This window comes from Streptomyces chartreusis (assembly GCF_008704715.1).
Taxonomy (GTDB): domain Bacteria; phylum Actinomycetota; class Actinomycetes; order Streptomycetales; family Streptomycetaceae; genus Streptomyces; species Streptomyces chartreusis.
In genome coordinates this window covers 6,328,080-6,346,906 of record NZ_CP023689.1, presented here as the reverse complement: position 1 = coordinate 6,346,906, position 18,827 = coordinate 6,328,080, and the positions used below count along the sequence as shown (strand labels likewise).

The following is an 18,827-nucleotide window of genomic DNA, read 5'->3' as shown; positions in this document are numbered from 1 at the left end:
TCAGCGTGTCAGAAGTTGCCCAGCCCGCCGCAGACGTTCAGCGCCTGCGAGGTGATGGAGGCGGCGGTGTCGGAGGCGAGGTAGCCGACGAGACCCGCGACCTCCTCGGGGGTGGAGTAGCGGCCGAGCGGGATCTTGGCCTGGAACTTCTCGAGGATGGCGTCCTCGGTGGTGTCGTAGGCGGCGGCGTACCCGGCGCGCACGCGCTGGGCCATCGGGGTCTCGACATAGCCGGGGCAGACCGCGTTGACGGTGATGCCGGTCGGCGCGAGCTCGTTGCCGAGGGCCTTGGTGAAGCCGACGACGCCGTGCTTGGAGGCGGAGTAGGGGGCGCCGAGGACGACGCCCTGCTTGCCGGCGGTGGAGGCGACATTGATGATGCGGCCGCGGTCCTTCTCCCGCATCCCGCCGGTGTTGAGCACCTCGCGCGTCATCCGGAAGACGCTGTTGAGGTTGGTGTCGATGACGTCTTCCCACAGCTCGTCGACGATGTCGGCGGTGACCCCGCCGCCGCTGCGGCCGGCGTTGTTGACCAGGACGTCGACGCTGCCGAAGCGGTCGACGGCCGCCTGCACGAAGGCCCTGACGCCGTCGGCGGACCGCACGTCCACGGCGGCCCCGTCGACGTCCAGCCCCTCCTCACGGAGCTCCTTGACGGTGGACGCCACGTTCTCGGGGGTACGGGCGCCGAGGAAGACCCGATGCCCCTGCCCGGCGAGGAGCCGTGCGACGGCGAGGCCGATACCGCTGGTGGCTCCGGTGACGAGGGCGACCCGCTTGTGCTGCTGCGCCATGTTTCTCTTCTCCCGTGGGGGTTGAGTGGTCCGGTTCGAGGGGTGGGGACGGTGACCGCGGGGCAGAGCCGGGAGCCCTGCGGTCACCGGTCACGCATCAGGCGGCGGCGCCGACTCCGAGCAGCGCGTTGACGGCCGCGATCAGCGCGCGGGGCGTGTGGGCGTCGGTCAGGACGTCGTCGTCGAGCGTGATCCCGAACTCCCGCTCGATACGCCCACCGGTCTCCAGCAACGCGAGCGACTCATAGCCGAGCTCCTCGAACCCGGTGTCGAGAATGTCGCCGTCAAGATCGACACCTTCATCGGCACCGGCACCTTCACGCAGGATCCGCTTGAGGTCGTCGAGGGTGAACTGTGTGGTGGACATGTGGGGTTGGTCCTTTCGTGTTCGGGTGAGTTGAGAGTTGGTCTTCTTCGCCGGCCCGCACCTGTCAGCCCGTCCGGCGTTTGAGGACGAGGCCCGTTCAGGGCCGAAGCGGGGGTCTGGGGGCGGCAGCCCCCAGGGACGGAACGGGTAGGGGCGGCGGGGGCGAGAAACCCCACGGCGACTACCGCAAGGCCCGCACGACAACCGCCGAGTTGAACCCCCCTTGCCCCCGAGCCAGCACAACCGCCGTACGCACCACCGCACCCCGCCCCTCCCCACCGACGAGATCCAGCCCGTACTCGGGCACCACCGCACTGTTGACCGTCGGCGGAATCACCCTGTCCGCCATGGCGAGGAACGCCGCCGCCAGATCCAACGGCGCAGCCCCGGAGTACAGCCGCCCGGTCATCGTCTTGGGCGCGGTGACCGGCACACCCTCCACCCCGAACACGGCGTTGATCGCCTCGGCCTCGACCCGGTCCAGCTCGGGCACGGCAGCCGCGTCGGCGAAGACGACATCGACGTCCTCCGCCCGCACCCCGGCATCCGCGAGGGCGACCTCCAGCGCACGCCGCAACCCGGACTCACCGCCACTGCCAGGACGCGGATCGATCGTCGCGCCGTACCCGGCGATCTCCCCGTACACCTTCGCGCCCCGCTCCCGCGCGGCCTGCGCGGACTCCAGGATGAGGATCGCGCCGCCCTCACCGGGCACATGCCCGCTCGCGTCGGCGTCGAAGGGCAGATACGCGCGTGTGGGTTCATCGCTCGTGCTCAGCCGATCCCCGGCCAGCTGCGCCACCCATCCCCACGGGCAGATGGACGCGTCGACGGCCCCGGACACGATCAGCGAGGTCCCCTTGCGGATCTGCCGCCGTGCCTGCGCGACCGCGTCCAGCCCGCCGGCCTGGTCGCTGACGACGACCCCGCTCGGCCCCTTCATCCCGTTGCGGATGGAGATCTGGCCGCTGTTGACGGCGTAGAACCAGGCGAACGACTGGTAGGCGCTGACGTGCTGGCTGCCCAGGCTCCACAACTTGCGCAGCTCGTTCTGCCCGAACTCGAACCCGCCGGAGTGACTCGCGGTCACCACGCCCATGTCGAACTCGGGCAGCTCCGCGGGCGTCACCCCCGCGTCGGCGAGCGCCCAGTCGGCCGCCACCAGCGCGAGCCTGGTCATCCGGTCGGTCTGCGGCAGCAGCCGGTTGGGCAGATGGTCCTCGGCGACGAAGCCCGGTATCTCGCCCGCCAGCCGCGCCGGGTACTGCGACGGATCGAACCGGGTGATCCGCCCGATGCCGCTCTTGCCGCTCCTGGTCGCGTCCCAGAAGTCCCTGGTGCCGAGGCCGTTGGGGGACACCACACCGAGGCCGGTCACCACCACGGCCGTACTCGTGGCCGTACTCATGCCGCACTCCTCTCGGGCCGGGCGAGCACCATGGCGCTCTGGAAGCCGCCGAACCCGCTGCCGACGGACAGCACCGCGTCGGTGATCTGGTCACGAGCCGTCAGCGGCACGTAGTCGAGGTCGCACTCGGGGTCGGGGGTGTGCAGATTGGCGGTGGGCGGCACGACGTTGTGCTCCATCGCGAGTGCGGAGGCGGCGATCTCGATGGAGCCGATCGCGCCCAGGGAGTGCCCGACCATCGACTTGATGGAGCTGACCGGGGTCCGGTACGCGTGCTCGCCGAGGCTGCGCTTGAAGGCCGCGGTCTCGTGCCGGTCGTTCTGCTTGGTGCCCGAGCCGTGGGCGTTGACGTAGTCGATGGCATCGGGGTTCATCCGGGCCTCGTCCAGCGCGACCCGGATCGCCTCGGCCATCTCCGCGCCGTCCGGCCGCAGCCCCGTCATGTGGTACGCGTTGCTGCGCGTGGCGTACCCGGCGATCTCCGCGTAGATGTGGGCGCCGCGCCGCCGGGCGCTGCCCAGCTCCTCCAGGACGAACACCGCGGCGCCCTCGCCCAGGACGAAGCCGTTGCGGGTGCCGTCGAAGGGGCGGGAGGCGCGCTCCGGCTCGTCGTGGCGGGGCGTGGTCGCCTTGATCGCGTCGAAGCAGGCCATCGTGATCGGGGAGATCGGCGCGTCGGAGGAGCCCGCGATCACCACGTCCGCGGAGCCCTCCCGGATCAGTTCCAGCGCGTGGCCGACCGAGTCGATGCCCGAGGTGCAGCCGGTGGAGACGACCGTGGAGGGTCCCTGCGCGCCGACCGCCCAGGCCACCTCGGTGGCGAAGGAACTGGGCACCAGGTAGTTGTAGAGATGCGGTACGGCGTACGCGTGGTCGACGAGGTCGAGGCGGCCGCCGTCACTGACGATCCGGTACTCCTCGTCGAGCCCCATGGTGGCGCCGACGGCGCTGCCGATGGTGACGCCCACCCGGTACGGGTCGTACTCCGCCACCTCGATCCCGCTGTCGGCGACCGCGCCGCGTGCCGCGACCACCGCGAACTGCGCGGCGCGGTCCATCCTGCGGACCTCCTGCGGGCTCAGTCCGTGCTCCTCGGGATCGAAGTCGATCTCCGCGGCCACCCGGGACCGGAAGGGGGCGGGGTCGAAGAAGGTGATCCCGCGCGTCGCGGTCCGCCCCTCGCTCAGCAGGCTCCAGAAGCTCTTGGTGCCGATGCCGCCGGGGGCGAGGACCTCCATCCCCGTGATGACGACTCGTCGCGACGTCACGCGGACGCCTCCCAGTTGTAGAAGCGGGTCGCCATGGCGTCGGCCGGCGAACGCCAGGTGGCAGGGTCGTACGCCTCGATGAACGGCTTGAGGTCGTCGCTGATCCGGATGAACCGCGGGTCGGCCTTCGCCTGCTCGATCAGTTCGCCGCCGTTGTCCGCGTCGAAGTCCTGAAGGTGGAAGTAGAGACCCCGGTACGAGAACAATTGCCGGCGCCGGGTGCCCATTCGGTGTGGCATGTCGCCTGCGTCGAACTCCGCGAACAGTTTTGCCACGTCGATGCTGGAGTCGGGATCCATCCGAGCCACGATCAGAGTGCTGTGCATGCGTCTCTCTCCTCCACGACAGAGTTTCCCGGTGATTCCACGCGCGGCGACCGGATGAATTCACATCGCATGGCTCTCGGCAGAGTTCCGAGAAGCGCGAGAAAGGGAATCTGATGAATCTGACACCAGGTTCTTCGTTTTTCCGGCCGCTTTCAAGGCGGTTCAGGTCAGACGAATGTCAAACCCGGTCAGAAATCAGTCCTTGATTTCGCAGATGACGGCACCGGAAGTGAGGGACGCGCCGACCTCGGCGGACAGCCCTTTGACGATGCCGGACCTGTGTGCGTTGAGCGGCTGTTCCATCTTCATCGCTTCGAGTACGACGACGAGGTCGCCTTCCTTGACCTCCTGGCCTTCCTCGACGGCGACCTTGACGATGGTGCCCTGCATGGGGGAGGCGAGGGTGTCGCCGGAGGCGACGGGGCCGGACTTCTTGGCGGCGCGGCGCTTGGGCTTGGCGCCGGCGGCGAGGCCGGTGCGGGCCAGGGTCATGCCGAGCGAGGCCGGGAGGGAGACTTCCAGGCGCTTGCCGCCGACCTCGACGACGACGGTCTCGCGGCCGGTGTCCTCGTCCGCGTCGGTGTCGGCGGGGGCGGCGAAGGGCTTGATGTCGTTGACGAACTCGGTCTCGATCCAGCGGGTGTGAACCGTGAACGGGTCGGTGGAGCCGGTCAGTTCCGGTGCGAAGGCCGGGTCCTTGACGACCGCGCGGTGGAAGGGGATGGCGGTGGCCATGCCCTCGACCTGGAACTCCTCCAGTGCCCGCGAAGCGCGCTGCAGGGCCTGTTCGCGGGTGGCGCCGGTGACGATCAGCTTCGCCAGCAGGGAGTCCCAGGCGGGGCCGATGACGGAGCCGGACTCCACGCCCGCGTCCAGGCGGACGCCCGGGCCGGAGGGCGGGGCGAAGGCGGTGACGGTGCCGGGGGCGGGCAGGAAGCCGCGGCCGGGGTCCTCGCCGTTGATGCGGAACTCGAAGGAGTGCCCGCGCAGCGGCGGGTCGTCGTAGCCCAGGGCCTCGCCGTCGGCGATGCGGAACATCTCCCGCACCAGATCGATCCCGGCGACTTCCTCGGTGACCGGGTGCTCGACCTGGAGACGGGTGTTGACCTCCAGGAAGGAGATCGTGCCGTCCGCGCCGACGAGGAACTCCACCGTGCCGGCACCGACGTAGCCGGCTTCCTTCAGGATCGCCTTCGACGACGAGTACAGCTCCGCGACCTGCGCCTCGGACAGGAACGGCGCGGGCGCCTCCTCGACGAGTTTCTGATGCCGGCGCTGCAGCGAGCAGTCACGCGTCGAGACCACGACGACGTTGCCGTGGGTGTCGGCCAGGCACTGCGTCTCCACGTGCCGGGGCTTGTCGAGGTAGCGCTCGACGAAGCACTCCCCGCGCCCGAACGCGGCGACCGCCTCCCGCACCGCCGACTCATACAGCTCCGGCACCTCGTCCAGGGTGCGGGCGACCTTCAGACCGCGTCCGCCGCCACCGAAGGCCGCCTTGATCGCGATCGGCAGACCATGGGTCTCGGCGAACGCGACGACCTCGTCGGCGCCCGCAACCGGGTCGGGGGTGCCGGCGACCAGCGGGGCGCCGGCACGCTGGGCGATGTGACGGGCGGCGACCTTGTCACCGAGGTCACGGATCGCCTGCGGCGGCGGGCCGATCCAGATCAGATCCGCGTCCAGGACGGCCTGGGCGAAGTCGGCGTTCTCCGACAGGAACCCGTAGCCGGGATGGATCGCGTCCGCACCCGACTCGCGGGCCGCGGTCAGGACCTTGCCGATGTCCAGATAGCTGGTGGCCGGGGTGTCACCGCCCAGGGCGAACGCCTCATCCGCGGCCCGGACATGCAGAGCGTCACGGTCCGGGTCCGCGTAGACGGCCACGCTCGCGATCCCGGCATCCCGACAGGCCCGGGCCACGCGGACAGCGATTTCGCCACGGTTGGCGATGAGCACCTTGCGCACGACGCGTTCTCCCCGTTCGTCACCGGACCGTGAGTCAAAGCCTCGCCCGTGCCGGACCGCTCGTTCAAGGGCGTTCCTTTCAGGAACAGGTCAGATTCCGCAGGCCCAGTGCGGCTGTGTCCGAACAACTTCAGAGGAACGTCGGGAAATCTCAGAGGAATGCAAAATTCTCCAGGTGGACGTATACGAAAGGGGCGCCCCCGCGTCCGGGGGCGCCCCTCTTTCGATGTCGTCCTGGAGCGGCCGCGAGTCTTTGCGGGTCTGCCGCTCACCCCGCGTTCAGCCGCCTTCCCCGCCGAAGCGGAATCCGACGCCCCGCACGGTGACGATCCAGCCACTGCCGCCGAGCTTGTTGCGGAGGCTGCTGACGTGCGTGTCCACGGTCCGCCGGGACCAGGAGTCGCCCCAGATCTGATGGATGAGGCGCTTGCGGGGGATGACCGTGTCGGGGTTGGAGGCGAGCATGTACAGCAGGTCGAACTCCTTGCGGGTGACGTCGACCGGACGTCCGTGCAACGTCACCTCGCGGGAGCCGGCGTCGATGCGCAGCGGGCCGTGGCTCACGACCCGCTCGGCGGGTTCCGGCGTACGCACCCGGCGCATGACGGCCTCCATGCGGGCCATCAACTCCCGGAAGCCGTAGGGCTTGACGAGGTAGTCGTCGGCGCCGGCCTGGAGGCCGAGCACCCGGTCGAGTTCGGATCCGCGGGCGGTGACGGCGATCACCGGGACATCACAGGTGGACCGGATGCCGCGGCAGACCTCCAGCCCGTCCAGATCGGGGAGTTCGAGGTCGATCAGTACGAGGTCGGCGTCCGCGTACGACTGGAGCGCGGCGCCTCCCGAGGTCACGCTGTCCACTTCGTGTCCGTGCCGCTTCAGCGCGCGTACCAGGGCTTCCGCCTCGGCCGCGTTGTTCTCCACGACGAGAACTCGCCAGGCCGTCACCTCCCCACGCCGGGGAGCCGGTATGTGAGGCTCCACCAGATTCGTTGAACGCTGGCTCATTAGTCCCCCTAGCTAGTCCAGCTTTGTCCGAATCGTTCACTTTAGGAACGTCCACTGGAAACCTACAAACCGATCCTCCGGTATGTCAATGATCCTTAGGTCCGTTGACGACTCGCACAAATGTCGTTCAACGGCACGTCAAATCAAGTGCAGCGCCGCATACTTCAGCGAAACTGCAGGAAAATGACGCAGTTTTTCCGCGACTTCGCAGGCCGAAGGCGCTTTCACGGTCGCCGGTCGGAGGCTGACAAACAGTCAAAACGGTTTGTTATGATCCATCGCCCTTCCTCACCGGGACTGGAAGCAGGAGGAGCCGAAAGTGAACATCAGGGAAATCACGGTGCGGCTGAGAGGCCGAAGATGATCAAGCAGGAACGAGCCGCACGCACCCGTGACGCGCTGCTGCTCGCGGCGGCCGGGGAGTTCCGGCGGCACGGCTACGACAAGGCGAAGCTGTCCGTCATCAGCGCCGAGGCCGGAGTCAGTTCCGGCGCGCTGCACTTCCACTTCGAGAGCAAGGCCGCCCTGGCCGAGGCCCTGCGCAACGAGGCCTCGCACTCGCTGCGCCGAGCCGCCCGCCTCGTCCACGGCCGGCGCACCAGCGCGCTCCAGGCCCTGGTCGACGTCTCGCACGCGCTGGCCGATCTGCTCCGGCGCAGCAGCGTCGTACGCGCGGGCTTCGTGCTCAGCTGTGAGACCGAGCCGGGCACGGGGCTCAATCTGCGTCAGGAGTGGCAGTGCTGTGTGCAGCAGCTCCTGGCCGAGGCCGATGACGAGCACACGCTCGCGCAGGGCGTGGCCCAACAGCACATGGCGGGTGCCCTGGTGGCCTCGACGGTCGGGTACGAGGTGCTGAGCAGGTCCAACCCGGAGTGGCTGTCCTGCGTCACCCTCACCGCGTTCTGGGAGCTGCTGCTGCCCACGCTCGCCACGGCCCAGACCCTGGCGCGACTGGACCCGGCGGGCACGGACGCGGCGCACCGGGCCTCGGCCACGGCTCTGCGCACGGGCTGCGCCCCGGCCCCGGTCGGCCCGTCCGCGCCCTGAGCTCCGGGTCGCCGTCACAGATCGGTGCCCCCGCTGACGTCGAGGTACTGGCCGGTGATCCACCGGGAGTCGTCGGAGGCGAGGAACGCGACCACGTCCGCCACGTCCGAGGGGCGGCCGATCCGGTCGAAGGCGGAGCGTGCGGCCAGGGCGGCCCGCGCCTCGGGGGTCGCCCGGCGCCGCGCGTTCATGTCCGTCTCGATGAACCCGGGCGAGACGGTGTTGACGGTGATGCCGCGCCCGGCGAGCTCCTTCGCCAGGGCCAGGGTCATCGTGTCCAGCGCCCCCTTGGACATGGCGTACGCGACGGACTCCGGGAAGGCACGCCGTGAGGCGAGCGAGGAGATGTTGACGACCCTCCCCCCGTCCCGCATCCGTGCCAATGCCCCCTGCACGAGGAAGAACGGCGCCTTGGCGTTCACGGCGATCATGCGGTCGAAGACCTCCGGGTCCGCCTTGCCGATCGGCCCCGAACCGCTCACGCCCGCGTTGTTCACGAGGATGTCCAGCGTGCCCTCGGCACCGCCCGCCACTCCCGTCTGCTCCCGTACCCCGGTGTCGAAGGCCGCGAAGACGGCGTCCACGTCACCGGGCACCCCGAGCTCCGCGCCGACCGGGAAGGCCCGGCCGCCTCTGTCGCGTATGCCCGCGATCACTTCCAGGGCGGCTGCCTCGCTGCGGCCGTAGTGGACGCCGACCAGCGCCCCGTCGTCGGCGAGCCGCTCGGCGATGCCTCTGCCGATCCCCCGGCCGGCTCCGGTGACCAGTGCGATCTTGTCCGTCAGCGCGCGTTTGGTGTTCACGAAGACCTTGCGTGTCGAGGGGGAAGGGGAAGTCGGGAAATACGGAACGAGGGTTCAAGAACGGGAGAGGGCATGAGCCCTCGGGTCAGCCGGCCAGGAACTCCCGGTACCAAGGGGCGTGTTCGGCCAGGCTCTCCGCGAACCCCGCTCCGGGGTCGACGCCGACACCGGACCAGAAGCCGTCGTCCGCGAACCAGTGGTCCACGGCGAGCATGCCGAGGTGGTGCAGTGCGCGCGGCTGCCCGGCGAGCCGGTCCCGCGCCTCGTCGATGTCCACGGCGGCACCCGGCAGCCGCAGCCCGAGCCGGCCGGCCACGGAGTCGAGGAGCTCCGAACAGTGCACCGGCTGCGGGTGGTTGACGTGATGTACGCCCGCGAGGTCCCGGTCCGACAGCCCGGCGGCGACGACCGCGCGCCCCAACGCCCGGACGTCGACCACGGAATGCCGTGCCGCGCACTCCTTGAGCCCCGCCGACAGCACGCCCAGCAGCGCGGCGAGCCCGGGCACGACCCAGCGGTCGCCGGCCCCGAGGACGAGGTGCGGGCGCAGCACGACCCCGCCCGCTTCCAGCACATGCCGCTCGGCGGCGGCACGGGAACGGCTGGTCGGCGAGGCCGGCGCGAGCGGCAACTCCCCCGGCGGCGCACCGCAGAAGGGTCCGCGGCCGTACACGGCGGCCGTGCTCACGTACACGACCCGGCCCGCCCCGGCGCGCGCCGCCTCCTCGACGAGGGCCCGGGTGCCGTGGTCGTTGACGGTCTCGTTGCGCCGCTCGTCGTCTCCGATGTGTGAGGCGCAGTGCAGGACGACGTCGACGCCGTCGCAGACCCCGCGCAGCGACTCCGGGTCGGCGAGGTCCCCCCGTACGACGTCCGCCTCCGGGGCGGCGGCGCCGGCCGGCAGGCGCGCGGGATCGCGCAGCAGCAGCCGGACCCGGGACGGCGTGATGTCCTTCGACTCCCGCAGGGCGGCGCGGACATGCCCGCCGATGAAGCCGCTTCCCCCGGTGACGAGGATGCGTGCGGACAAGGTGGGTTCCTCCCTCTCGGCCGGCGGTTCGCGCGTCACGGCCGGCGCTCGGCGCCGGGCCCGCTGCGGGAGCCGCAGGGGTCGAGGGGCGGTGCGGCGGACTCGGACGCCGCGACCGTGACCGTACAGCGGAAGACCTCGGCGTCGTCCTGGAGGCCGCGCACCCGGACCGTGCTCGGGTCGGGGTCGCCCGCGGTCAGGGCGTCGGCCTCGATCCAGCAGGGGCTGTCGAGTTCGGCGTACCGGGAGAAGACCATGTCCATGCCGGTGACGACCATCAGGCCGGGGAAGAGCGAGAAGGCCGTGGCGGCCTGCCGGGCCGCCTCCAGCAGCACGAAGCCCGGCACATGGTCGTCCGGCCGCCGGAACAGCGTGGGATGCGCGGTGTTGACGCGGAGCTGCCAGGCCCCGGGGCGCGGGGACGGGGCGAGGACGACGGCGGCTGCGTCCTCGCGACCGACCGCCTGGGGCGGCAGGCCGGGCAGCAGCGGCACCGGACGACCCGTCAGGGACAGCCGCTCACCGCGCAGTCGGCGATAGGCCCGGTCCGAGACACAGTCGAGCCTGCCGTCGGCGGTGGCCACGACCCGGCCCTTCCGCCGCAGCACCATCGCGCACCGCATGCCCGCAAGCCGCCGGCCCCTGCGCCGTACGTCGCCGCAGGTGATGTCGGCGACGACGTCCTCGGACGAGTCGTCGAGCAGCATCCTGACCGGCGAGGTCGAGTATCTGATGCGCTGCATCACGAACCGGTCCTCGACGGGCACCGCGAACGCGGCGTGGGCCAGCAGCATCGAGCCCTGCCGCAGGGTCTCCGGTATCAGCAGCGGGTCCTGGAAGCGCCCGGCCACCTCGGTGAAGAACCGGTGCCGGCGCGGCCAGCGGGCCCTGACCTGGAAGTGCGTGTCGTCCAGCCGGCGCCAGGCCACCGGGAACGCGTCCCGCGGGTCCGGCCGGTGCACCTGCTCGCCGGTTACCTCCGTGTGCCATACGACCGTTGCAGGGACGGGCCCCCCGGCCTCTGTGGTTTGCTCGTCCCGTGCGGTTCCGTCAAGAGATCGCACCCGGTCCATGGCTCCCCCCGAGCTCATTCGCCAGAGCGAGTCACCCCCGCCCGACGAGTAACATACGTGTGATCCGGTTTTCTTTTCAATACGCGACGTAATGTGCTGCATGCACACGGTGGAGGGACCCATGGCCCAGCAGGACCGTGCGATCAGGACCCGGCGTTCGATCCTCGAAGCGGCCGCGAGGGTGTTCGGCGAGCGCGGCTACGCCTCGGCCACGGTGGAGGAGATCCTCAACCGCGCGGGCGTCACCCGCGGCGCCCTGTACTTCCACTTCTCCTCCAAGGAGGAGGTCGCGCTGGGCGTGCTGGAGGCCCAACTGCCGCTCGACCGGCTCCCCGAGAGATCCAGCAAGCTCCAGAAGCTCGTCGACCACGGCATGGTCATGGCCCACCGGCTGCAGCACGATCCGCTGGTGCAGGCGGGCGTCTCCCTCGCCCTTGACCAGGGCGCACGCGAACTGGACCGCGACGCCGCGTTCCGCGCCTGGACCGAACAGCTGGAGCAGATCCTCACCGAGGCGCGGTCCCAGGGCGAACTCCTGCCGCACATCGACGTGACCGACACCGCCGAGTTCCTCACCGGCGCCTTCGCCGGCGTCCAGGCGATGAGCCAGGCCAGCTGCAACCGCGCCGACCTCGGCCGCCGGGTCTCCGTCCTGCTCCGGCACGTCCTGCCGAGCATCTCCACGCCGGCCCTGCTGGCCGCCCTCGACCTCTCGCCGGACCGGGGCGAGCGCGTCTTCGAGGAGTACGAGGCGAACTCCCCGGCAGCCGCCGCTCCCGTGACGCAGGGTTAGCGATCGCACACCGGTAACCAAACCGATCGGTCTGGTTGATCGGAACTCCACTCTCACGACTCACCGGCCTGAATCGGCCGCACCCGCCCCGCTTCCGTACAGTCGTTCCAGTTCGGTCGTCCGACCCGGCCACGAAAGGAACCACCGTGCGGCTGCGCTGTGCTGTGCTCGACGACTTCCAGGACGCGGCGACGAAGGCCGCCGACTGGTCGCCGCTCGCGGACGACGTGGAGGTCGTCCCCTTCACCACCCACCTCCCCGACGAGGACGCGCTGGCCGTCGCCCTCGCCGACTTCGACATCGTGGTGACGCTGCGGGAACGCGTCCCGTTCCCCGCCTCGCTGATCGCCCGGCTCCCCCGGCTGCGGCTGCTGATCGCGTCCGGCATGCGCAACACCGTCATCGACTACGCCGCGGCCGAGGCGCACGGCGTCACCGTCTGCGGCACGGCCAGTTCCTCCACGCCGCCCGTCGAACTGACCTGGGCCCTGCTGCTGGGCCTCGCCCGCGGCCTCGTCCGGGAGAACGACGCGCTGCGCTCGGGCGGCCCCTGGCAGAGCACGGTCGGCGCCGACCTGCACGGCCGCCGCCTCGGCCTGCTCGGCCTGGGCAAGATCGGCAGCCGTGTCGCACACGTCGGTCTCGCGTTCGGCATGCACGTCAGCGCGTGGAGCCAGAACCTCACCAAGGAGTACGCCGACGAGGTGGGCGTCCATCTGGCCGCCTCCAAAGAGGAGTTGCTCGCCGAGAGCGACTTCGTCTCGATCCACCTCGCCCTCGGCGACCGGACCCGCGGCCTGCTCGGCGCACCCGAACTCGCCCTGCTCAAGCCGACGGCGTATCTGATCAACACCTCACGCGCGGCGATCGTCGACCAGGACGCGCTGCTGGCCGCCCTGCACGAGGGCCGGATCGCGGGGGCCGGGGTGGACGTCTTCGACGTCGAGCCCCTGCCCGCCGACCACCCGATGCGCACGGCCCCGCGCCTGCTGGCCACCCCTCACCTGGGCTATGTCTCGCAGGCCAACTACGCGACGTACTACGGCCAGGCGGTCGAGGACATCCAGGCGTACCTGTCGGGTTCACCGCTACGCCGCCTGCCCTGACGCCCGCCTCAGGCGCTCTCGACCCGCCCGGACTCGGCCGTCCGGCGGTAGACGCCCTCGCTCCGGCGCAGATGGTGCAGGTCCACCAGGTAACGCCGGAGCGTCACATGGTCGATCTCGTCACTGTCCTCGCACCAGCCGCGCAGCCGCTCGTCGACGGCGCGCTCGGGGTACTCGACGCCGGGCTCGAAGCTCTGCTCGGCGATGTACCGCAGGACCAGCTTCTTGCGGGTCCACTGTGCCGGGAGCCGGACCAGCCGCCCGTCCCGGACGAAGGTCCGCAGCACGATGTCGGTCCGCGCGTCGCCGGAGTCCGCATCGCCCGCGGCGCGGGAGTCGGCCTCGCGCTGCGCCGCGGTGCGGGCGTACTGCCTGAACAGGTCGTAGGCGACGCCCAGTTCCCCGTCGCCCCGCGCGCTCACCACGCCCTGCTCGCGCAGCCGCAGCAGTGCCAGTGCCGTCTCCTTCGGGGACAGCCCCGCCGCCCGGGCGACCTCCTCGGTGCTTCCCGCGCCGAGCGCCACCGCGGCGAAGGCGCGTACCCGGCTCTCCTCGGCGAACAGCCGGACCAGTTGTTCCGTGGGATCGGTTGCCATGCGCGGAGGCTAATCGACGCGGGCGCCGGTCGCGGAGCGATTTTTTCCTACGCGTACCGGTAGATCCGGGACACGTCCTCAAGGTCGTCCGGCGTCACGTCCCACGGTGGCAGCCGCTCGTGACGTGCGACGATCCGCCGGTACTGGACGGTGCCGCGGCCGGGCGGCCGGTCCGGCAGGTAGCGGTGGTTGCGATGGCGCTGCTGCCAGCGGGTCCACTGCATGTCCACGAAGGCGTGGTGCAGCCAGAACACGGGGTCGTTGACGGAGGCCCCGCCGAGCATGGCACCCCCGACCCAGCGGTGCACCCGGTTGTGGTTGCGCCACGACTCCGGGCCCCGGCCCCACCCCTCCAGCTTGTTGCGGAAGCCCCTGGTCACCGTCGAGTTCCAGGGCTCGACGTCGTACACGGGGTCGTCCAGGGCCTGCTTCAGATCGTCCTTGGTGGGCAGGCCGATCGGGCTGCGGGAGCGTCCCAGGTCCCGGGTGAGGAAGTCGCCGGCGGTGACGCTCGCCCTGATGGTCCAGTTGCCCGTCCCCCGGGCGAACGGCCCCGTCATCACCCGCCGGTCACCCGGCCGCCCGTTGCCGCCCAGCAGATCGTCGGTCCAGGGCGTCGAGTTGGTCCCGCGGTCCTTCGTCCAGTCCCAGTACGGCACCGTCACCGAGTCGTCGAAGCGGCGCAGCGCTTCCTCCAGGTCCAGCAGGAACATGCGGTGCCAGGGCAGGAAGGAGGGCGTCATGTGCGCGGCGCGCAGGCCCCGGTCGCCGTCCCCGACGAAGTGCGCGATGTGCAGCCGTACGAACTCGTCGTACTCGCCCCGCCGCTTGACCATCAGCATCGCCTCGATGAACCGCCGGCGCTCGGTGCGCGTCAGCCTGCTCACGTTCTTACGCACGTACGCCATGCTGTGCCTCCCTGTGCGGATGTCCGCCGCCGAACGGCCCGGGAGCCAGATGGCGCAGCTGCTCGCGGGGCCCGAGCTCGTCGACGGCCGCGCGGGTCGCCTCCAGCGGGGTCCCGTACCAGCTGTAGTGGTCGACCATGCTCAGCCAGGTGCCGTCGGCCCGGCGCATCAGATGCAGCGGCTGGCCGTCCACCGTGACGTGCCAGGCGACGTCGAGGGCGCTGAGGCCGCCGCGGGAGACCGGACTGCCCTGGATACGGCGGCCCCGATAGGTCTCGTCGAAGGAACCGCCACCGGGCGGCCGGTCGGCGGACCGGGAGGGCCGGGAGGCGGTGATGACGGGGGCCAGCGCCAGTGCGGACGAGGCCAGCAGCAGCCGCGCCGCCTCCCGCCGCGTCCATGCCCGTGACCCGCTGCCCGCGGGGGCGTCCGAGCCCGGGACCCCGCCCACCGAAACCCCACCTGCGCTGACGGCCATCGCTCACTCCTCGTACGGTTCGGTGTTCGTACGAGTAGCAGTTCCAGGCTCCGAGCCGTCAGCACCGAGGCGTCCGTACGGCCGTGTCGCCCCGGGTGCAGCAATTGTCAGCTTGTCCAGAAATCCCACCAACGGGTCAGGATCAGCATGCCGACGATGCCGATGTGCAGCACCGGCAGCACCCAGGTGAACTCCTCGAAGAACGCCCGCACCGGACGCGGGGCTGGCAGGAAGCCGGCCCGTACGACGAGGGACGTCACATACCAGAACAGCGGGATCGTCCCGAGCCAGGCCAGACAGCACCACAGGCACAGGGCGTTGATCCGGTACAGGGACTCGAACTGGAGCCAGGAGACGAACCCGACCCCGAACAGGCAGCCGGCCGCGAAGGTCAGCCAGTACCAGCGCGGGAAGGTGACCCCGGCCAGCAGGCTCACCCCGACGCAGATCACGATGCCGTAGGCCACCAGACCGAGCATCGGATTGGGGAACCCGAAGGCCTCGGCCTGGTCGCTCTCCATCACGCTGCCGCAGGACACCACCGGGTTCAGACTGCAGCCCGGGGTGAAGTCGGGGTCCTCCAGCAGCTTGAACTTGTCGAGGGTGATGACCCAGGAGGCCACCAGTCCGGCCGCCCCGCAGATCACCACCAGCAGGGCGAACGCCCGGCCGCTGCCGGCACGTGAGTTAGGGACCACCGCGCGACCTTATCGACGGCCCGCGGCGTCTTCCGGCACGCTCCCACCCGACCGGCCGACAACCCTCGGGCCCTCCGCCCGAACGGGGGATCCCGGGGGCGCGGTCAGCGGTAGACCCGCAGATGGCCGACGTCGAAGGTGATCGGGTCCGGTCCGCAGGGCGCCGGGTGATGCTCGCCGGCGCTCAGCGACAGGTTCAGGATCAGATACGCCGACCAGTGGTGGCCGACGCCCGTGTCGTCGGCGAAGACGCGCTCGCCGTTGACGAACCACTCGACGCACCGTGCGCCGTAGCGGGTGCCGATGGTCACCCAGCGGCCGGGGGCGACCGCGTCCGCGTCGGTGAAGTACGTCGCCGCGCAGTTGACGTGGTTGGACAGCTCCAGCAGGTGCGGGTTGTCCGGGTGGTACTCGAAGCTGTCGACCTCGTTCTCGCCGTCCTTCCAGGTCCACAGCGCGGGCCAGGCCCCCATTCCCGAGGGGAGCCGGACGCGGGTCTCGACGAGGTCGCCGGTGCGCACCCGGAAGGCCTCGTCGGAGTACTCGGTGGTGAGCAGCCCGGTGCGCCAGGCCGGCCGGCCGTTCTCGAGAGTGCGGCCGTCGGGGGTGGCGGTGAAGGTGGCCATGCCGTCCGAGACGGTCACACAGCCGGGGTCGAGCCAGTCGAGCTTGTTGTCGTCCGGGTTGTGGTCGCAGTAGCGGAACGCGCTGGTGCGGTCGCCGACCCAGCGGGCGCCCCAGGCGATGGGCGCGTCGAACTCCTCCGCCCAGACGAGCGATCCCGGCGGTGTCCCGGGAGGGGTCGGGGACGGGGTAAATTTATCTCCGCCTGTGAACATGTCGAGGAGAGCGCTGAATTTCATATTTCCGATCATGCAGGTCGCCCTGCCGATCCGGAAGCACCATAGGATGAATTACTCCGCGGACCAGATGCCAATCCCTCCGAATGCCGCCGCACATTGCATTCTTCACCTCGCCGACTTTCATGCGTATGGAGTAACGCGTCGCTTTTGCAGTGGCGATGGACTGCTATGTTCTCCAACCGTCGGATCAGAGGTACTTTCAAGCGAGGTGAATCATGAAGAAGGCAGTTTTCACCACTGCGGCGTTGGCGATCGGTGCGGGTCTTGTGGGCGGTTCCGCTGTCGCGGCTTCGGCCGCTGTCGGCGGCGGTTCGGGGCTTCCCGGCAGCCCGCTCGGGCTCATGTCCCCGACCAAGGTGACCCCGGCGGTCGTGCCGGCCGCCGACACGGTGACGCGGCTGGCCCGTGACGGCGGAGTCGCCAAGGGCACCGCTTTCGACAAGAACAGCACGAGCCCGATGTCCGGCGTCTACCTGGACGGCATGGACCCGGGCGCGGCCAAGAAGCCCACCATTCCGGTGAAGAACCCGGCCGGCAGCGGCTCCGTGCAGGTCCGCCCGCTGAAGGCGCCGACCGCCGCCGGTCTCGGCACCCTGCTCCCCGGCAAGTGACGGCCCGGCATCCTTACAAGTCGGCAGTACCGGCGAAAGCCGGACCCGGAATTCCACATCTCTGATCCGGTTCTCGGCGGTCGGAAACCGTCGGCAGGCCCGGGCGCCGGATCCGGACCCGCAGTTCCAGATCCGCGCGTGGCGGGCCCACCAGCCCACCGGCACCCGTGAACCATCGTCCGGCCCACCGGCCTTCCCCTCGCCGGTGGGCCGGACGTATGTCGGCGCCCGTTCCTGAATGTATTCGGCGGTACCCGGGGCATATTCCCCGAAGCCCGCTCAGGGAATGAACAGAAAGCCTGGTCCGCCGCTTGGCACACCGCGTTGCGCCATTCGATGGAATCTACCCATGTTTGAATGTTCGCGCCGTGACTTATGCATGCATATACGGGTTTCCTTTTCGTAAGCGTGCGCAACCGTGAATTCAGGAAGGAACCGAGTTGTCCAAGAAGTTCGCGGTCATCACGGCCCTCGCCCTCAGCACCGTCGTCAGCGCCGCCGGCGTCGCCTCCGCGGGCGGCTACGGCAACGGTGGCAACGGCACCAGCACCAGCGGCACCACCACGACCGTCAAGGGCGGTAGCGGCTTCTCGTCCGGCCCGGTCGTCGTGAACGAGCCGCAGCAGGGTGTCCTCGTCGTCAACGGCACCGTCATCGACGGCCGCTGCATCGCCCCGTGGTCCAACGGAGCGGTTCTCGGTGGCGTCGCGGCGCCGAACTCGCACTACGCCGCCTGCAACACGGAGAAGGTCGACCAGTCGCAGAAGTCCCCGTACGTCGCGGGCTTCCTGTTCTGAGCACCGCGCCGAGCGATTAGCAGCAGGTGAATCCCCCAACGCAGCCCCGAAAGGCGCAAACCCATGCGTAACAAGGTTACGGCTATCTCCGCCCTCGCAGCAGGCATCGCCCTCGCGGCCGGCGGTACCGCCGCGGCCGACACCACGGTCACCCGGGTCGAGGGTGGCAGCGGCTTCTCGACGTCCCCGGTCGTCGTGAACGCGCCCCAGCAGGGCCTTGTGATCGTCAATGGCACCGTGGCCGACCTCCGCTGTGTCGCCCCCTGGTCCGACGGAGCCGTGCTGGCCGGCGTGGCCGCGCCGAACTCGCACTACGCCGCGTGCAACACGGCGACGGTCGACCAGTCGCAGAAGGCCGTCTACAAGGGCGGACTGCTGTTCTGACTCCTGCTTCGAGCGATTCGACGCAGGTAAACCCCCCATCGCAGCCCGGAAAGGCTCAACTCATGCGCAATAAGGTTATGGCTGTTTCCGCCATTGCCGCAGGCATCGTCCTCGCGACCGGTGGCGCCGCCGCGGCCGACACCGAGACCACCACCGTCAAGGGCGGTAGCGGCTTCTCGACGTCCCCCGTCGTCGTCAACGACCCGCAGCAGGGCCTTGCCATCGTCAACGGTGCCGTGATCGACGGCCGCTGCATCGCCCCGTGGTCGAACGGCGCCGTCCTGGCCGCCACCATCGCGCCCAACTCGCACTACGCCGCGTGCAACACCGGCAAGGTCGACCAGCAGCAGAAGTCCCCGTACGTCGCGGGCCTGCTGTTCTGATCAGTCCTTCACTCGATGGCGGTCCCCGGAGTTCCGGTGGGCCGCCATCGGCGTTCTCCGTGCACGGTGCGCCGGGCAAAGCCGTGGGCCCTGTCCACTTCGGAGAGCGGACAGGGCC

22 protein-coding genes are annotated in these 18,827 nt (G+C 70.2%); 7 read left to right on the top strand and 15 right to left on the bottom strand.

All coding sequences use genetic code 11. The features are described from left to right. Positions 1–8 precede the first annotated feature (8 nt). The 7 genes from fabG to CP983_RS27900 all read right to left on the bottom strand — a co-directional run bounded on the left by fabG (position 9) and on the right by CP983_RS27900 (position 7,139). A complete protein-coding gene (gene fabG / locus CP983_RS27935; RefSeq protein WP_150502531.1) occupies positions 9–794 on the bottom strand; it encodes a 3-oxoacyl-ACP reductase FabG in 786 nt (261 codons plus the stop codon). Between the two features lie 97 nt (positions 795–891). Next, entirely contained in the window at positions 892–1,161 is a 270-nt protein-coding gene (locus tag CP983_RS27930; RefSeq protein WP_107905482.1) for an acyl carrier protein, read from the bottom strand. A gap of 181 nt (positions 1,162–1,342) precedes the next feature. Further along, positions 1,343–2,569: a ketosynthase chain-length factor gene (locus CP983_RS27920; RefSeq protein ID WP_150502529.1), complete on the bottom strand. Its 1,227-nt coding sequence runs from the start codon at positions 2,567–2,569 to the stop codon at positions 1,343–1,345. Beyond that, positions 2,566–3,837, bottom strand: coding sequence for a beta-ketoacyl-[acyl-carrier-protein] synthase family protein (locus tag CP983_RS27915; RefSeq protein ID WP_107905484.1), 1,272 nt, complete (start codon positions 3,835–3,837; stop codon positions 2,566–2,568). The genes CP983_RS27920 and CP983_RS27915 overlap by 4 nt, the downstream gene beginning before the upstream one ends. Then, a complete protein-coding gene (locus tag CP983_RS27910) occupies positions 3,834–4,163 on the bottom strand; it encodes a TcmI family type II polyketide cyclase (RefSeq protein ID WP_125527440.1) in 330 nt (109 codons plus the stop codon). The genes CP983_RS27915 and CP983_RS27910 overlap by 4 nt, the downstream gene beginning before the upstream one ends. Positions 4,164–4,358: 195 nt before the next feature. After that, positions 4,359–6,131 (bottom strand): acetyl/propionyl/methylcrotonyl-CoA carboxylase subunit alpha, encoded by a 1,773-nt coding sequence (locus CP983_RS27905; protein ID WP_150502528.1) that lies wholly within the window; start codon positions 6,129–6,131, stop codon positions 4,359–4,361. A gap of 279 nt (positions 6,132–6,410) precedes the next feature. Then, on the bottom strand, positions 6,411–7,139 hold the full coding sequence (locus CP983_RS27900; RefSeq protein ID WP_107905487.1) for a response regulator transcription factor: 729 nt from the start codon (positions 7,137–7,139) through the stop codon (positions 6,411–6,413). A 360-nt stretch (positions 7,140–7,499) separates the two neighbouring features. Between CP983_RS27900 and CP983_RS27895 the strand changes: the two genes are divergently transcribed. After that, on the top strand, positions 7,500–8,186 hold the full coding sequence (locus CP983_RS27895) for a ScbR family autoregulator-binding transcription factor (protein WP_150502526.1): 687 nt from the start codon (positions 7,500–7,502) through the stop codon (positions 8,184–8,186). A 14-nt stretch (positions 8,187–8,200) separates the two neighbouring features. On the opposite strand, the gene CP983_RS27890 is transcribed toward CP983_RS27895, so the two are convergent. The 3 genes from CP983_RS27890 to CP983_RS27880 form a co-directional block, all read right to left on the bottom strand. Beyond that, positions 8,201–8,989, bottom strand: a complete 789-nt coding sequence (locus CP983_RS27890; RefSeq protein WP_229915013.1) for an SDR family NAD(P)-dependent oxidoreductase — start codon at positions 8,987–8,989, stop codon at positions 8,201–8,203. Positions 8,990–9,074: 85 nt separating this feature from the next. Then, positions 9,075–10,019 (bottom strand): NAD-dependent epimerase/dehydratase family protein, encoded by a 945-nt coding sequence (locus CP983_RS27885; protein WP_150502524.1) that lies wholly within the window; start codon positions 10,017–10,019, stop codon positions 9,075–9,077. A gap of 35 nt (positions 10,020–10,054) precedes the next feature. Next, positions 10,055–11,092, bottom strand: coding sequence for a ScbA/BarX family gamma-butyrolactone biosynthesis protein (locus CP983_RS27880; RefSeq protein WP_150502522.1), 1,038 nt, complete (start codon positions 11,090–11,092; stop codon positions 10,055–10,057). Between the two features lie 121 nt (positions 11,093–11,213). Between CP983_RS27880 and CP983_RS27875 the strand changes: the two genes are divergently transcribed. After that, positions 11,214–11,885 (top strand): ScbR family autoregulator-binding transcription factor, encoded by a 672-nt coding sequence (locus tag CP983_RS27875; protein WP_125527659.1) that lies wholly within the window; start codon positions 11,214–11,216, stop codon positions 11,883–11,885. A 146-nt stretch (positions 11,886–12,031) separates the two neighbouring features. Continuing rightward, positions 12,032–12,991, top strand: coding sequence for a D-2-hydroxyacid dehydrogenase family protein (locus CP983_RS27870; RefSeq protein ID WP_150502520.1), 960 nt, complete (start codon positions 12,032–12,034; stop codon positions 12,989–12,991). Between the two features lie 8 nt (positions 12,992–12,999). On the opposite strand, the gene CP983_RS27865 is transcribed toward CP983_RS27870, so the two are convergent. The 5 genes from CP983_RS27865 to CP983_RS27845 form a co-directional block, all read right to left on the bottom strand. Further along, on the bottom strand, positions 13,000–13,587 hold the full coding sequence (locus CP983_RS27865) for a DUF2087 domain-containing protein (RefSeq protein WP_150502518.1): 588 nt from the start codon (positions 13,585–13,587) through the stop codon (positions 13,000–13,002). 47 nt (positions 13,588–13,634) lie between these two features. Continuing rightward, positions 13,635–14,495, bottom strand: a complete 861-nt coding sequence (locus CP983_RS27860) for a tyrosinase family protein (RefSeq protein WP_125527656.1) — start codon at positions 14,493–14,495, stop codon at positions 13,635–13,637. Beyond that, entirely contained in the window at positions 14,479–14,973 is a 495-nt protein-coding gene (locus CP983_RS27855) for a tyrosinase family oxidase copper chaperone (RefSeq protein WP_150502516.1), read from the bottom strand. Before CP983_RS27855 ends, CP983_RS27860 begins: the two co-directional genes overlap by 17 nt. Before the next feature lie 107 nt (positions 14,974–15,080). Further along, positions 15,081–15,671 carry a vitamin K epoxide reductase family protein gene (locus CP983_RS27850; RefSeq protein ID WP_030949930.1) on the bottom strand — a complete coding sequence of 197 codons (591 nt, stop codon included), beginning with the start codon at positions 15,669–15,671 and terminating at the stop codon, positions 15,081–15,083. 104 nt (positions 15,672–15,775) lie between these two features. Further along, positions 15,776–16,534, bottom strand: coding sequence for a LamG domain-containing protein (locus CP983_RS27845; protein WP_229915015.1), 759 nt, complete (start codon positions 16,532–16,534; stop codon positions 15,776–15,778). 215 nt (positions 16,535–16,749) lie between these two features. On the opposite strand from CP983_RS27845, the gene CP983_RS27840 reads away from it, so the two are divergent. From CP983_RS27840 to CP983_RS27825, 4 genes are all read left to right on the top strand, one after another. Then, the gene (locus CP983_RS27840; protein WP_229915016.1) at positions 16,750–17,145 is read left to right on the top strand and encodes a hypothetical protein; all 396 of its coding nucleotides are present in this window, start codon (positions 16,750–16,752) and stop codon (positions 17,143–17,145) included. 440 nt (positions 17,146–17,585) lie between these two features. Beyond that, positions 17,586–17,942 carry a hypothetical protein gene (locus CP983_RS27835; protein WP_150502514.1) on the top strand — a complete coding sequence of 119 codons (357 nt, stop codon included), beginning with the start codon at positions 17,586–17,588 and terminating at the stop codon, positions 17,940–17,942. Positions 17,943–18,005: 63 nt separating this feature from the next. Then, positions 18,006–18,326, top strand: coding sequence for a hypothetical protein (locus CP983_RS27830; protein ID WP_150502512.1), 321 nt, complete (start codon positions 18,006–18,008; stop codon positions 18,324–18,326). A 62-nt stretch (positions 18,327–18,388) separates the two neighbouring features. Then, a complete protein-coding gene (locus CP983_RS27825) occupies positions 18,389–18,709 on the top strand; it encodes a hypothetical protein (protein WP_150502510.1) in 321 nt (106 codons plus the stop codon). Positions 18,710–18,827: the final 118 nt, after the last annotated feature.

Coding starts and splice junctions, on each gene's coding strand:
- CP983_RS27920 (WP_150502529.1), bottom strand. CDS start 2,569: ATGAGTACGGCCACGAGTACGGCCGTGGTGGTGACCGGCCTCGGTGTG.
- CP983_RS27900 (WP_107905487.1), bottom strand. CDS start 7,139: ATGAGCCAGCGTTCAACGAATCTGGTGGAGCCTCACATACCGGCTCCC.
- CP983_RS27840 (WP_229915016.1), top strand. CDS start 16,750: ATGAAGAAGGCAGTTTTCACCACTGCGGCGTTGGCGATCGGTGCGGGT.
- CP983_RS27930 (WP_107905482.1), bottom strand. CDS start 1,161: ATGTCCACCACACAGTTCACCCTCGACGACCTCAAGCGGATCCTGCGT.
- CP983_RS27830 (WP_150502512.1), top strand. CDS start 18,006: ATGCGTAACAAGGTTACGGCTATCTCCGCCCTCGCAGCAGGCATCGCC.
- CP983_RS27825 (WP_150502510.1), top strand. CDS start 18,389: ATGCGCAATAAGGTTATGGCTGTTTCCGCCATTGCCGCAGGCATCGTC.
- CP983_RS27875 (WP_125527659.1), top strand. CDS start 11,214: ATGGCCCAGCAGGACCGTGCGATCAGGACCCGGCGTTCGATCCTCGAA.
- CP983_RS27860 (WP_125527656.1), bottom strand. CDS start 14,495: ATGGCGTACGTGCGTAAGAACGTGAGCAGGCTGACGCGCACCGAGCGC.
- fabG (WP_150502531.1), bottom strand. CDS start 794: ATGGCGCAGCAGCACAAGCGGGTCGCCCTCGTCACCGGAGCCACCAGC.
- CP983_RS27855 (WP_150502516.1), bottom strand. CDS start 14,973: ATGGCCGTCAGCGCAGGTGGGGTTTCGGTGGGCGGGGTCCCGGGCTCG.
- CP983_RS27910 (WP_125527440.1), bottom strand. CDS start 4,163: ATGCACAGCACTCTGATCGTGGCTCGGATGGATCCCGACTCCAGCATC.
- CP983_RS27880 (WP_150502522.1), bottom strand. CDS start 11,092: ATGGACCGGGTGCGATCTCTTGACGGAACCGCACGGGACGAGCAAACC.
- CP983_RS27895 (WP_150502526.1), top strand. CDS start 7,500: ATGATCAAGCAGGAACGAGCCGCACGCACCCGTGACGCGCTGCTGCTC.
- CP983_RS27865 (WP_150502518.1), bottom strand. CDS start 13,587: ATGGCAACCGATCCCACGGAACAACTGGTCCGGCTGTTCGCCGAGGAG.
- CP983_RS27845 (WP_229915015.1), bottom strand. CDS start 16,534: ATGAAATTCAGCGCTCTCCTCGACATGTTCACAGGCGGAGATAAATTT.